Here is a 13,567-nt window from a genome sequence, read left to right as displayed (position 1 = left end):
TCAATTCTCCCGCCTTGTCCTGGAGGCTTACAGGATCACGTCACCGCTGGCGAAGGAGCCGATGATCCTGACCTCGAAATCGGCACGTCCATCGCCGTTGACGTCGCCCATCAGAATGCCATTCTCATATCGCAACTGCCCCGCCTTGCCGGTGAAGCCCGATCCCAGGAGCGCGGTCGCAGCCTTGTGCGGGTTCAGGAAGGGCCAGGCCTTGTCGGCCCAACTCCAAGTGAAGGCCTGATTGCCCTTCTGGGTGGCGTCGGCATCGATCTTGCGCAGATCGATCTTGTCCCGGCCCGACTGGAAGTCGCGAATGATGTCGCGCTGCGAGCCGACGCGGCTCTCACGAACAGAGTGGAACGCAAAGGTGTCCGAGCCGGCACCGCCCCACATCTGATCGCGACCAAGGCCGCCCAGGATCCAGTCGTTGCCGGCCTCGCCTCTCAGCTTGTCATTACCGGCCTCCCCGTAGAGCCGGTCCTTGCCCGAACCGCCCCACAGGGCATCGTTGCCGGAACCCCCATACAGCGTGTCGTTGCCAGCATCGCCCCTCAGGGTATCGTTGCCGAGTCCGCCATCGAGCCTATCGTTGCCGGAACCGCCCCAAAGATGGTCATTGCCTGCACCGCCGGAGACGGTGTCATTGCCGTCGTCGCCATAGAGCCAGTCATCGCCGCCATGCGAGCCGATGTAGTCGTTGCCGCCGCCGCCATGGATGGTGTCGTCATCGGCACCCAGCACGATGTGCTGGCTCGCGTCGTCCGCGAACACGACCTGCGAGCCGTCCCCTCCGGTGACCCTTACGCTGCCGATGACCGCGGCGAAGTCCACATTCTGGAGTTCGATATGGCTGCCAGACGGCAAGCTACTCGTGTCGATCACCACCGCCGTGACTGGCGCACTCGGATCGCTGCTGCCGCTGATGACCAGCGGTGCGCCCGGAACCGTGCTGCTGCCTGGGCTCACCGTCGGCACAAGGGTCTGCACGATGATTGGGGTACTGCCGGACAATCCCTGCAGGAAGCCAGTACCGCCTTCGGTGAGCGAGGATTGTCCGGACGATCCCGTCGAGGTATGCGCCACGATCTCACGGATCAGGTTCGTCAGTGACGCGCCGGCAAGAGTTGGAGACGACGAGCCGGTGACCTGAAGGCCATAGCCAACTGGTAATTGGGCCAGCAAAAGCGGCACGCCGGAGCCGGAGACAACCAGGGGAATGTCGGCCAGCGTGGACGTGCCTGCCTGCTCTTGGCGGGTTGAGGTCACCACCGGAATGGTCAGCATCCGTCCGACACTGCCGTCCGAATTGGTGATCGGCGTTTCCACCACATCGACACCATCGGTCTGTCGCGCTTCCACGGCAAAGGACGGCGATACCGTGCTGCTCAACGGCGTATTGCCAGCCACATCGCTCCAGCCGGTGCCGACCGTGATCAGATTGTGAGCGTCCTCAACATTGGTGGCCGGCGTCAGGACCGCGGTGTAAACCTTCGCATCCGATCCCGAGACCACAAACCCTGACAAGGTACCGTTCTCCACCGTCACATCACTGGCCGTGAAGCCAACCGGAATTTCCGAGAAGGTGAAGGTGACGGTCGCCGTCTCACCCGCTTTCAGCTTGTCGGCAGACAGGGTGATCGCGACTGTCGGAGCAACGCTATCGAGGGTGTAGGTCCGGCTCACGCTCTGGCCTTCGTTGCCGGCCGCGTCGATCACCTTGAACTGCAGCGTATTGGTGCCTGAGGATAGGCTGACATTCGTCCAGCTCACCGCCGTGCCGTGCACCATCGCCGTGATGTCGGTCCAGTGCAGACCGCCATCGGAAGAAGCATGAAGGGTTTCTCCATTCTTCAACGCAGCCGAGAGCGTGGCACTCACGGTCTGAGCTGTTTGATTGGTCACGAGGTCGCTGCTCGACTGACCGTTGTCGGAGGAGAGGGCCACGTCGATTACCTGCGTGGAAGGCGCGTTGGTAATGACCTCTATCTCCAGCGCTTGCGAGGCCGGGCCAAGGTTGCCTGCAAGGTCGGTCGCCCGGGCGGTGATGGTGTGAGCTCCAGCCGGGAGAGTAGAGCTCGTGATCGTCCAGGTGCCACCGACGGCAACGGCCGTGCCGATTGGTGTCGAGCCGTTGTACAACGTCACCGTGGCCCCGATTTCCGCCGTGCCGGTAAAGGTCGGGGTAGTATCGCCGGTGATATCGTCGCTGTCGGAACCGCCGGTGTCCGAGGCTGCAACCAGATCCGGCATCGACGGCGCCGCCGGAGCTGCCGTGTCGAAGGTCAGCACAGCCATTGCACCTGCATTGCCCGAGTTGCCCGCAGCGTCGACATAGGACCCAGAGGACACCGCGATGCTGGCTGTGCCGGTATTGACACCCGAGAGAGGCGTGAAGACAGCAGTGTAAACAAGACCGCTTCCCGAAAGCGGGCCCAGCGTCCCACCGACGACACTGATATCCTCCCAGGTGAAGGTTCCGTGGGGATCCTCGCTGAAGGTGAAGGTGATGGTCGCCGACCGGCCGCTATTCAGCATCGCGACGTCGCTGGTGATGGTCAGGCTCGGCGCTGTCGTATCGATGGTGACAGACTGGCCACCTGAAACAGCACTCTCGTTGCCTGCGGCATCGATCGCCCTGGCACTGATCGTGTGCACACCGCCGGCCAGTGCGGCGGTAGGTGTAATCGTCCATGTACCGTTCACGGCGGTGCCGCTGCCGATCACATCGCCATTGGTGTCGTACAAGACCACCGTCGCGCCGGATTCTGCAGTCCCGGTAAAGGTCGGCCTGTTGTTGTTGGTCAGCTTGTCGATGCTGGAACTGCCAGTATCGCTGCCAGTAGCCAGTACAGGCACGGACGGCGCGCCTGGGGCCAAAGTGTCGACGGGCAGCACAAGGCTCATGCTGGCGCCGTTGCTATTGCCCGCAGCGTCCACATAGGCCCCAGGGGAAACCATGATGCTGGCCTGAGTGGAATTGATGCCGGAAGTTGGCGTGAAGACGGCGGTGTAAACAAGGCCGCTGCCCGAGAGCGGGCCCAGCGTCCCCCCGGTCACGACGATGTCGTCGAGGCCGAATCCTGATTGGGCTTCGTTGAACGTGAAGGTAATAGTTGCAATCCCGCCGATCTTCAGCTGCGTCACGTCACTGCGGATCGTCACACCCGGTGCTTCGGTATCGAGCGTATAGCCCTGTGCAAGCATTGAACCGCTATTGCCCACGGGATTTACCACACGCGCTGCGATCATGTGTGTGCCTTCCACAAGCGTGGTCGAAAACGACCAGCTCGTGGGGGTATCAACTCTGGCAACGCTCCAGCTCTGTCCACCATCGAACGACAATTCAACATGCTCGTACTGCCCCAACGCTGCGTCCAGAGTCCCACTGATGGTCTGGCTGGCCGTGTTGGTCACGAAGTCTGTCACCGAGGCGCCGGTGTCGCTCGAGAATGCCATGCTGGCCACCCGGGCCGTGGGTGCCCCTGTAATGATCTGGATTTCGAGCTCCTCCGATGCGGTGCTGGTATTACCGGCAGGATCGACCGCTCTGGCGGTGATGGTGTGCGTCCCAGCCAAGAGAGGAGAGGTGGTGATCGTCCAGACGCCGCCGACGGCGACTGTCGAACCGATGACAGTGTTGTCGGAATACAGAATCACCGTCGCGCCAACTTCCGCCGTGCCGCTGAAGGTCGGAGTGGTATCGCCGGTGATGTTGTCGCTGTCAGAGCTACCAGTATCGGATGAGGCGACGAGGTCAGGTGCGGATGGTGCGGATGGGCCAGCGGTATCGAGTGCATAGGGGCGTGAATGCACAGCACCGATGTTTCCGACAGCATCCACCACGCGCACTTGCAGGATGCTGCTGCCGCTCAACACAACTGGCAGCGACCAGTTGGTGCCGGTAGATGTGGCCGTGCTCCAGCTAGCGCCATTGTCCAGCGAGACCTCGACCCGCTCACCGCCGCCGAGGGCGGCACTCAGTGTGCCGGATATGGTCTGCACCGCGCTAGAAGTGATCAAGTCGGTATTCGAAGCGCCCGTATCGTCGGAGAAGGCACTGCTCAAGATCGTGGCCGTTGGCGCTTTGGTGTCGAAAGAGACCAGCGCGGTGTTGTTGACGACAATCGGGTTGCCAGCCGCATCCGTAAAAGAGCCGGGTGTGACTGCGATGGTGGCGGTACGAGTGTCGATCCCATCTAACGGAGTAAAGGTCGCTGTGCGCGTCAGACCGCTGCCGGAGATCGCGCCGAGTGTGCCGCCATCAACGACCACATGTCCCGAAGTGCCGTCCCAGGTGAAGCGGGAGCCGGGATCCTCGCTGAACGTGAAAGTGATCGTTGCCGTCTCGCCTGCCTTCAGAACCGACTTGTTGCTGGTGATGGTGAGCGTGGGTGCAATACCGTCGATGATGATCGCCTTGCTGCCAGCGAGCGAAGTGCTGCTGTTGAGGGCAGGCAGACCCAGCGAGGCATCCGTCGTACCGCCCCTCACCTTGATGGTGGCGCCTGCTTTATCCAGCGCCCCTGTGTGGAGATAGTTGAGATCGCTGCTGCTGTCGCCAGCCTGGACAATGTATTTGAACGTAAGCGTGTCGGTGCCGCTGCCGCTCTGGTAGACTGCGAAGCGATCGGTACTGCCGGTCTCGAGTTGCAAGGTCGGGGTTCCGCCGACGGAATCGACATCGACCGCTTGGTTGAACGTGACCGTCACGATGATCTCATCGCCAGCCTTATAGCTCCCATTATCGGTGGGCGAGGAAACAGAGACGATGCTGGGAGCAGCAGGCGCAACGGCTCCCGTAAACCCATTCACGTACTTATAGGGATTCCCCCCAAGCGATGGATCGTTCGTCGCCAGGAAGTTCCAGTCACTTGCAAGATAGTCTCCACCCGCTTCTGCGAAATTGGTGTTACGCACCACGATCCCTGGATCGTTAAGAAGCGGCGTGCTGCCACTAGGATTTCCGAGCGTGTCAACGATTATACCGTCCTTCTTTAGGACAAGCGCGATCACATCGGGTTTGGAGTCGCCTCCTGTGCTGATCATGGCAGTATTGTGGAAGCCAAAGACCCCCGGAAGGGAATCCATGTAGTCGTACCAAGTATCCTCGATGATGATGTACTCGGTGCCCGATTGAAGCACATCATGAACGGGCATGAACCATGTCGTCGGGGCTCCGTTAGCCCCACGATAGACAATTTCGAGCGTGTATCCTGCCCCTATCTGTGTACCGGGTAGACCGTAGTAATAGAGGCCGATCCCGACTTGCGATTGATTATTATTGTTGAGGCCGAGATCTGAATAGCTGGCGATGATGAGGCGGTCGGCAGGAGCGGTCATGTGTTGGTCTTTGTCTCGGAGAGCGTCCGGATCGGGCACGGGAATTTTCGGGATCGCCAGCTACCCGCAAGGACCGTGGTACCGGAACGGATGTTAGGCATCCGGCACCAAGTTGCTCATCACCATTACTGGCGGAGCAGTTTTGATACAGGTTAGGATTTTATGACGCGGGTTTTATTAATATTTCAAGTAATATAAATAGATATGTTATTTAATTACTTAGAATTACTTTCAAGCGGACTTCCGCGCGATAAGACACCAAGTAATAGACAGCTAACTTGCTGTTTCCATAAACACATTAGACCGATGCCGGAGGCAGAGCAGGTGATGGACGACACCAGGCATAAAATGCCCAAAGGCCGACCCCGGGGCAAAAGCTGGTCGAGATCGATCTGCGGCTCTAAGCCTCAGGCCGATCCGGATCTTTGCCAGCGCCTCAATGCTGAGGCTCTCTTTCGGGCACTGCGCAAGAACGCTCCTCACGCTTGAACCGAAAGTTGAGAGCCAGCCGACCAATCTTGAGCCCATGCAGGGCGGTTAGAGGCGGCGCTGGCACGGAGAGCTGTTCCAGCAGCTTTCCGCCCATCCGTTTCCGGTAGCGTCGTGCCGGTGAAGTATCTTCGAGTGCAGCCTCAAGTTTGCAGCGAGAGAACTTTTAGCGTGCCGCTCTCTTCTGACTATACGCTCTCACAGCCGACCCGAACGCGCTGAAGAGGCTGCGGGAAAGCTCGTTCTCTGAAGCCTGGAACTCCGGATGCCATTGGACTCCCATGCTGAAAGTGCAGCCTTGAACGCTGATGGCCTCAATCGCTCCGTCCGGCGCGCGTGCTTCTACTGTCAGGCCTTCACCAAGCCGCTCGATGGCCTGAACATGAAGCGAGTTCACCTTGAAGGGCTCCTGCCGGGTCAGGGTTTCCAAAGAGCCGCCCGGCGTGACGAGCAGGTCGTGAGCAGGTCCATATAGTTGCTCAAGGGGCGCGCCGGACACCCACGTGGTGTGGCAGTGATGTTCGTCGTCCGTCGCGATGTTGGCGTAAAGGCTTCCTCCGAATGCGACGTTGATTTCCTGAATGCCACGGCAAATGGCAAGCAGCGGGATATCTCTATCGCAAACCGAACGGATGAGCTTGAGCGCGGCATCATCCCGGCCCGCATCGAATGGCTTGTAGCTGTCCTGATCCGCCTCGGGATCGAAGTATTTCGGGTGGACATTGGTTGCAGCTCCAGTGAGCAGAACACCGTCCAGACGGTCGAGGATATTTTCCATCCCCGAAAGATTCTCAAGAGACGGGATGATGACGACGTCGACATCCGCCAATTCGATCGCGGCATGCAGGTACTTTTCGTCGACCGCCTGAGTTGGCAGCAACCCGTCGTAGATCCGGTTGCCGAGAATACCGACGATGGGCCGGGAGGTTTTGGATGCCGTCATGTCATAACTGCCTTTTCGAGCGGCGGAGCCTATCCTGACGATTTCCGGCTCGCATGGTTGGCGCTTTAAGGTTTCAGCTCGCTACGGCGCAGGACTTGCACCAACGATACGCGAGTTGCGCCGCCTCGCCCAACAAACTCATCGGCCGAGAGCATGGAATTCAGTACGGCCTCCTGCGTAGCCTCGGCAGCAGCACGAAACAGCAGATCGATCCGATCCTCGTTCAGAACACGCATCTCGGCCACGTCGGCCTTGCTGTCGTGATCGATTGTGTTTCCTGTCGTGAATGCGATGGCGATGTCACCGCTGCCATGTCCCCAGAACGAGCCGAGCCGGGCAAGGCCTGCTCCCGCACGCTTTGCGACGCGGGTGAGCTGCCGGTGCTCGAGCGGAACATCCGTGGCAAGGACGATGATGATCGAGCCCTTCTCCTGCGCCTTGGCCAAATTCTCGACAGTCTTCGGAGACGGGCGGCGGCCATCGGGAAGAACGAGATCGCCCGCATTGCCGAAATTGGTGAGCACGAGGACGCCCAAGTGATGCTCGCTCCCATCGAGCGAGATCCGCCGGGACGATGATCCGATGCCGCCCTTGAAGCCGAAGCAGGTCATGCCGGTTCCGGCACCCACACTGCCCTGCTCGACCGGACCGTCATGCGCAGCCTGCAAAGCGACCCTCGCATGATGCTCGGAGACGATCAGAGCCTGGATGTCGTTCAACGGCCCATCGTTGCACTCCCCCACCACAGGGTTCACGGTCGATGTGGTCCGTCCGATATCGGGGTTCTGCGAGATGGCTTCGCGGATCAGAGCCGTCGCGCAGGTGCCGACGGACAGGGTGTTCGTCAGCAGGATGGGCGTTTCGATCGTTCCGAGCTCGTCGATTTGCACGAGGCCCGTGGATTTCCCAAAACCATTGATGACGTGGGAGGCCGCAACGACCTTGCGGCGAAAAAGATTGCCGGAATGGGGCAGAATTGCCGTGACGCCGGTATTGATGTCTCCATCCCGGAGGGTGCAATGCCCGACCTGGACGCCAGGAACATCCGTGATCGCATTCTTTGCACCCTGCGGAAGGATGCCGCAGACGAGCCCGAAATCATTGATCGTGCGGTTCATCACCAGCTCCGGCTGTTTCGACGAGGCTCAAAGGCGGCCGGCGTCGATGATCCTCTTGAGAAACGCCTTTGTTCTCTCGCCCTGCGGGTTTCCGAAGATCTGAGAGGGAGGCCCCTCCTCATATACGACGCCTTCCTGCAGGAAGCAGACCTTGTCGGCAACCTCTCGCGCAAAACCCATTTCATGGGTCGCGAGTACCATTGTCATGCCCTTTGCGGCAAGATCGCGCACGATGTCGAGCACCTCAGAGACCAGTTCCGGATCGAGCGCTGACGTGATCTCATCGAGGAGAAGCAGCGCAGGGTCCATCATCAGGGCGCGCACAATGGCGACGCGCTGTTGCTGGCCGCCGGAGAGACGGTCCGGGAACTCGTCCGCCTTATGGGCCAGGCCGATACGGGACAAAAGCGCCATGCCCTTGTCGCGCGCCTCGGACCTGTCCATCCCCAGCACCTTGAGCGGGCCAAGGGTGATGTTTTCGATCACGCTCATGTGCGGGAACAGGTTGTAGCCCTGAAAGACGATGCCGATCTCGCGCCGGAGAACATCGAGGTCCACGCCAGGACCGGTGATGCGGTCGCCATGCAGGCGGATCTCGCCCTTCTGAATGGTCTCGAGCCGGTTGATGCAGCGAAGCAGGGTGGACTTGCCGCAGCCCGAAGGCCCGATCAAGCAGACGACCTGATGCTCCTCGATGTTCAAGGAGAGACCGTTCAGCACGCTGACGCTGCCATAGTGCTTGTAGGCCTTGTCGATCTCAACGAGTGCCATGGTGATATCCCTTCCGCGGTTCGATTGTCACGGTCATCCGCCCCTTATCCGGACCGGCGCTTGCTGCGGTCGCGCTCGATGAGCTTGTCGACGAAGCGAGCCTGCGGGATCGTAATCAGGATGAAGATGATGGCGACCGTGGTCACCGCCGAGAGATTGAAGTTGTTGCTTGCGATGATCTTCGATTGGTTGAAGGCGTCGATCGTGCCGATGATGGCCACAAGCGCCGTATCCTTCTGAAGGCTGATGCAATTGTTCATCAGTGGAGGAATGATGCCCCGCACCGCCTGAGGAACGATCACGTAGCGCATGGTCCTGAAATAGGAGAGCCCCAGTGAGCGCGCGGCGGCGATCTGACTTGGATGAACGCTCTCGATCCCTGCGCGATAAACCTCGGAGGTATAAGCGCCATAGGTGAGCGTCAGCGCGATGATCGCATAAGCGTTCGAAGAGAGATCCTTCAGGATCGGCAGGTTTGTGAGCGGCAGGCCGAAGCCGATCAGATAAATGGTGATGATGGCGGGAAGGCCACGGAACAGATCGCTGTAGATGATCGCGATCGTACGGATCGGGCGCCCTGCCTCACCCGGCAACGTGCGGGCGATGGCGATCACGAGCGCCCAGACGAGGATCAAAACCGCCGAAACCGCGAAGATGAGAACGTTGGTTCCGAAAGCCTTGATGACCGTCACGGCAGAACGCACGATGAGATCCATGTCGAAGAACGTGCGGCTGACCGCGGCATCGTTCACGACCATGAACCAGGCAAGCGCGCACAGGATCAGGAAAGCGACGGAATAGGATATGGTTTTCCAGGACGCCTCGGCTGCCTTGGCGCCCAAAGCCCGCGCCTCATAAACCTCAGCCGAGGATCTTGCCTTGCTCGAAAAGCGAGCCGCTTTCGCAGCACCCGCAACCACGAGAAAGGACAGCGCGACAGGAACTAGGCCCGCAATCCAGACGGGTCCTGTGCTCCATCCTTCCTGAATCATGAACTGGGCGATCGAAATCACCGTGGCAGCCACAGCCAGGAACGTGATCGCAGTGATTGAAAATGCGGCCCAGGTCAGAGCGCCGTACGCGCGAACCTTGCTACGAGCGCGCCATTGATTGGCGCGCTCGACATTGGCCAGAACAGCCGATGTGTTCATCAAAAATGATACCTGTCTTAGTGCTTCCAGGTCGGGATGCTATCCGGCGAGACGCCGCCCCAGGACGGGAGGAGGTAGGCGGCTTCGAGCTTCTTCAGAGTGCCGTCGTCCTTCAGCTCCTGAATGATCTTGTCGATCACCGGCTTGCTGGCCGTACCCTTGGGATAGATGCCGGCCGTTTGGCCTCCGCTCGAATACTGGCCTACGACTTTCAGGCGGCCTTTGGAATTTGCGACCTGCCCGAGAACGATGCTGAGATCCGTCATGACGGCATCGACCTTGCCTGCAGCTGCAGCCGTGAACATGGAAGCCGTGTCGTCGTACACGTCAACCTTGGAAGCCTTCAGGGTTTCCTGTGCGAAAGGAACCAGCGTGGTGCCGGCCTGAACTCCGACGCGGCCGCTCTTCAGCGAGGCTTCGGTGACATTAGCATCAGCCTTCGTGGCGACGCCGTAGCTCGACTCCATGTAGACCGTCGAGAAGTCGACCACCTTCTTGCGCGGCTCGGTCACCGAGATCAGCGCGAGAGCAATGTCGAAATCCTTGTTCTGACCTGCAACGATGGAGTCGAACGAAGCATTGACGAGCTTGACCTTGTCCAGGCCCAGACGGTGGGCGATGTTGACGGCCATGCAGAACTCATAACCGTCACGGACGGTGTCCGGCGTGTCGCCGTTGAACTGGCCGACGGCCGGCAGATTGATAATCACGGTGAACTGGCCCGGCACCGCAGGATTGATCGAGTGAGAGCCTTTCTTCCCAGTCAGTTCGCACTTTCCGTAACCAACCGTCTCAGCGGAAGCGATGCCCGTTCCGGCGAATGCGAGCGCGGAGGCGAGTAGAGCGGTTTTGAGAATTTTATTCATTGAGTCAGTCCCCTTTGGCTTTTCTGGTGATGATACCTACTAGGCGGCGCTCTGTTTGAGAGCGAGTTCTAGATAGATCTGTTGAACACGGCGTGTGATCGGACCGGGCTTCCCGTCTCCAATCCGATGGCCGGCAATTTCGACGACCGGCGTCACAAAGCTCGAAGCGCTTGTGAGAAAGGCCTCCCGGGCGAGATAAGCCTCGTCTGCGGTGAACAGCCGCTCCTCAATCTGCAGATCATGGGCAGCAGCAGCCCTCAGGACTGCGAGCCGCGTGCATCCCGGCAGAGTGACCCTCGAATTCGGCCTCGTAACGATTTTTCCGTCCTGCGTAATGATGAATACCGTCGAGGACGCGCCTTCCGTGATGAAGCCATCCTGCACCATCCATGCCTCGATGCAGCCGCTGGCTTTCGCCTGGCGCTTCGCCTGCACTTGGGCCAGCAGCATCGTGGTCTTGATGTCTCGCCGGTCCCAGCGGATATCGTCGACCAAGGCAACCTTGATACCATCCTTATGTGCGGCAGTATTTTGCAGCTTTTTCTTCTGCGTGAAGGCGACGAGATTCGGCTTCAAAGTGTCGCTGTAATCGAAATTCCTGTCCTCGCTGCCGCGGGTGACTTGCAGGTAAACGAGCCCCTCGTCGATCTCATTGCGCGCAATGAGAGTCTTCTGCATCGCGACGATATCGTCTCGCGATACGGGCATCGGAATATCGAGTTCACGAAGCGAGCGTTCGAGCCTGTCCAAGTGGAGATCGTTGTCGATGAGATTTCCACCGATGACGGCGCTCACTTCATAGATGCTGTCGCCGAACAGGAAGCCTCGATCAAAAATCGAAATCTGCGCCTCTGGCTCCGGCACATAGCTTCCATTGACATAGACTGTTCTCGACAACGCCGTTCCCCTTGGAGGATGAGTCTCGCGGGGAAGCTAGTGAGATCGGCAATTTATTGCTAATGCCGTGTTTCTCTAAAGCTGATGCAGAAAACGCATAAAGATAGAAGGTTTCATCTGCGAGGCATTCCTACGGAAAGGACCAAGGGGCTATGGAGCTGAAATGGCTGGAGGACTTCTGTTGTCTCGCTGAGCATCTGAGCTTCTCCAAAGCGGCGTCTCTGCGCGGAGTTTCCCAACCGGCCTTCAGCCGAAGAATCCGCCAGCTCGAGGAATGGATGGGCGTGACGCTCATCAACCGCGCCATTTATCCGTCCGAGCTCACTCATGAGGGCAAGCGCTTTCTGCCGATCGCCGTGCAGACAGTACAGCAATGGTACTATCATCGACTCGCTCTGCGCCCGGATCCTGCCATCGAGCAGCATCGCCTGACCTTCTCGGCCCTTCATACGCTGACCGTCACTTTCTTCCCCGATTGGCTGCAATCGATTCAGAAGCTGCTGCCGCCCTTCAGCTCTCATCTCAGCCCGGACAAGGGCGGCATCGAGGACAACATCGCTTCTCTTCTGGATGGGGACAGCGATTTCCTGCTCACCTATGCCCATGCCTCGGTGCCTTTCCAGCTCGATCAGACAAGATTTCCTTATCTCGTGCTTGGCACTGAACGCGTATTGCCGGTTTCGCGCGCGCATCCAGAGGGCCCGGAACTCGATAGAGCCCTGGCGCATGGAACAGACATGCCGTTCCTCAGCTATGGCGATTTTTCATTCTTTGGCGTCGCCTTGAACAAACTCTTCGCCAACCGCCCTCCGCTGAAGAGACGAGTGGTTCATGAGAACACCATTTCCATCGGGCATAAGGCCATGGCTATAGCGGGTTGGGGCGTTGCCTGGCTTCCGATGAGCCTGATCCGTGCGGAACTGGCCGACGGCACTCTTGTGCCCGCCAGCTCCGATCCCGCCTGGTCCTTAACGATCGAGATCCGCCTTTACCGGCATTCCCAGCGAAGCCGCCCCATCGTGGACGAGTTCTGGAAAGCTGCTGATGCGCAAAGCCTCGCGCCTCACACCGTAATGAACCGGATCGTGCGCAAGACTTCGAAATAATCATTCGAGACGAAACGCAGCGTGCAGGGTTCAGAGTGTTCTACGCCTGGATAGAAGCTGGAACGATAGGCATCGCTGGCATTGTTGAACGTGAGAACGACCTCGAACCTGTCAGGAAGGTTGAGCGAACAACGTGAGAGATCTCTGCTCAGCGATTCCTCGACTCCCTCGCGGATCATACGAAGGGCCGTTGCGGGTGAAACCGATAGCGTGGCCCGCCCGAATCCTTCGCTGACAGCGACCGTCGTCATTCCAGGAACAAGCCGTTTCGCGGCCCCGCAGATCCCGCGATCTCCCGAGAGAAAAACAGGCGGCACACCATTCAAGGCAGCCGTGTAAGCATTCACCGTGAATTCCGATGCCAGTTCGCCGTTGATCGTGAGGCGCGCGATTCTGTCGTTCATCGTGTGCGCGAGAGGGTTGCTGTCGGATCCCGCCGCGTCGTGATAGCCGATGAAAAGGGCCGCATCGAAGCTGGAGTCCAGACCGAACATCATCACATAGGGATGCCCGCTCCAGGCGCGGACGATGCGGGCATATTCCGGCAGGCGGGAAACGATCAGGTTGCAGCCGCTCTCGTGAGCGTCCTTGATCAGAATATCGGTCGCACCCGCAGCACGGGCGCCTTCACAGGCAGCGACGACCTCCGAGGTCATCTGCTCACGAAATTCCTGATAGCCCGCCCGCCCCTTGTGGACCTCGTCCCAGCTCGTGATTGCTGCGCAACCTTCGATATCCGCGCTGATGAAAACTCTCATGCCTTCTCCTCGCGTCTCTCACGCATCCCAGCTTGCTGCTTGCAGAATACAGGAGAGCGACCAACTCGAGCATCAATGGACACTCACCGCCTTGTCCCTGCCCTATTCCGGTTTGCCCGAGACCTGCA

General features: G+C 59.3%; 9 protein-coding genes. 1 reads left to right on the top strand and 8 read right to left on the bottom strand.

Annotated features, from left to right (window positions below; translation table 11 throughout):
* Window positions 1-27: 27 nt before the first annotated feature.
* The 7 genes from BLP10_RS13825 to BLP10_RS13795 all read right to left on the bottom strand — a co-directional run bounded on the left by BLP10_RS13825 (window position 28) and on the right by BLP10_RS13795 (window position 11,575).
* Window positions 28-5,340 carry an Ig-like domain-containing protein gene (locus BLP10_RS13825; protein WP_091135435.1) on the bottom strand — a complete coding sequence of 1,771 codons (5,313 nt, stop codon included), beginning with the start codon at window positions 5,338-5,340 and terminating at the stop codon, window positions 28-30.
* 655 nt (window positions 5,341-5,995) lie between these two features.
* Entirely contained in the window at window positions 5,996-6,772 is a 777-nt protein-coding gene (locus BLP10_RS13820) for a gamma-glutamyl-gamma-aminobutyrate hydrolase family protein (RefSeq protein ID WP_091135433.1), read from the bottom strand.
* Between the two features lie 65 nt (window positions 6,773-6,837).
* Window positions 6,838-7,890 carry a DmpA family aminopeptidase gene (locus tag BLP10_RS13815; protein ID WP_091135431.1) on the bottom strand — a complete coding sequence of 351 codons (1,053 nt, stop codon included), beginning with the start codon at window positions 7,888-7,890 and terminating at the stop codon, window positions 6,838-6,840.
* A 27-nt stretch (window positions 7,891-7,917) separates the two neighbouring features.
* On the bottom strand, window positions 7,918-8,661 hold the full coding sequence (locus BLP10_RS13810) for an amino acid ABC transporter ATP-binding protein (RefSeq protein WP_091135429.1): 744 nt from the start codon (window positions 8,659-8,661) through the stop codon (window positions 7,918-7,920).
* Between the two features lie 44 nt (window positions 8,662-8,705).
* Complete coding sequence (locus BLP10_RS13805) at window positions 8,706-9,812, bottom strand: amino acid ABC transporter permease (protein ID WP_091135427.1); 1,107 nt, start codon at window positions 9,810-9,812, stop codon at window positions 8,706-8,708.
* Between the two features lie 17 nt (window positions 9,813-9,829).
* Window positions 9,830-10,678: an ABC transporter substrate-binding protein gene (locus BLP10_RS13800; protein ID WP_091135425.1), complete on the bottom strand. Its 849-nt coding sequence runs from the start codon at window positions 10,676-10,678 to the stop codon at window positions 9,830-9,832.
* Between the two features lie 39 nt (window positions 10,679-10,717).
* Window positions 10,718-11,575, bottom strand: a complete 858-nt coding sequence (locus BLP10_RS13795; protein ID WP_091135423.1) for a D-amino-acid transaminase — start codon at window positions 11,573-11,575, stop codon at window positions 10,718-10,720.
* A 152-nt stretch (window positions 11,576-11,727) separates the two neighbouring features.
* Between BLP10_RS13795 and BLP10_RS13790 the strand changes: the two genes are divergently transcribed.
* Complete coding sequence (locus BLP10_RS13790) at window positions 11,728-12,681, top strand: LysR family transcriptional regulator (protein ID WP_091135421.1); 954 nt, start codon at window positions 11,728-11,730, stop codon at window positions 12,679-12,681.
* Here the strand turns inward: BLP10_RS13790 and BLP10_RS13785 are convergent.
* Window positions 12,639-13,439, bottom strand: coding sequence for a M55 family metallopeptidase (locus BLP10_RS13785; protein ID WP_091135420.1), 801 nt, complete (start codon window positions 13,437-13,439; stop codon window positions 12,639-12,641). The two genes, BLP10_RS13790 and BLP10_RS13785, sit on opposite strands and share 43 nt — an antisense overlap.
* Window positions 13,440-13,567 lie beyond the last annotated feature (128 nt).

Source organism: Microvirga guangxiensis (genome assembly GCF_900102135.1).
GTDB lineage: Bacteria > Pseudomonadota > Alphaproteobacteria > Rhizobiales > Beijerinckiaceae > Microvirga > Microvirga guangxiensis.
The sequence above is the reverse complement of the archived record's forward strand: the minus strand, read 5'-3'. Positions and strand labels throughout refer to the sequence as shown.

What these genes read in the sequence shown, in the direction of transcription:
- BLP10_RS13825 (WP_091135435.1), bottom strand. Translation starts at nt 5,340, where the DNA reads ATGACCGCTCCTGCCGACCGCCTCATCATCGCCAGCTATTCAGATCTC.
- BLP10_RS13820 (WP_091135433.1), bottom strand. Translation starts at nt 6,772, where the DNA reads ATGACGGCATCCAAAACCTCCCGGCCCATCGTCGGTATTCTCGGCAAC.
- BLP10_RS13800 (WP_091135425.1), bottom strand. Translation starts at nt 10,678, where the DNA reads ATGAATAAAATTCTCAAAACCGCTCTACTCGCCTCCGCGCTCGCATTC.
- BLP10_RS13815 (WP_091135431.1), bottom strand. Translation starts at nt 7,890, where the DNA reads ATGAACCGCACGATCAATGATTTCGGGCTCGTCTGCGGCATCCTTCCG.
- BLP10_RS13785 (WP_091135420.1), bottom strand. Translation starts at nt 13,439, where the DNA reads ATGAGAGTTTTCATCAGCGCGGATATCGAAGGTTGCGCAGCAATCACG.
- BLP10_RS13805 (WP_091135427.1), bottom strand. Translation starts at nt 9,812, where the DNA reads ATGAACACATCGGCTGTTCTGGCCAATGTCGAGCGCGCCAATCAATGG.
- BLP10_RS13790 (WP_091135421.1), top strand. Translation starts at nt 11,728, where the DNA reads ATGGAGCTGAAATGGCTGGAGGACTTCTGTTGTCTCGCTGAGCATCTG.
- BLP10_RS13810 (WP_091135429.1), bottom strand. Translation starts at nt 8,661, where the DNA reads ATGGCACTCGTTGAGATCGACAAGGCCTACAAGCACTATGGCAGCGTC.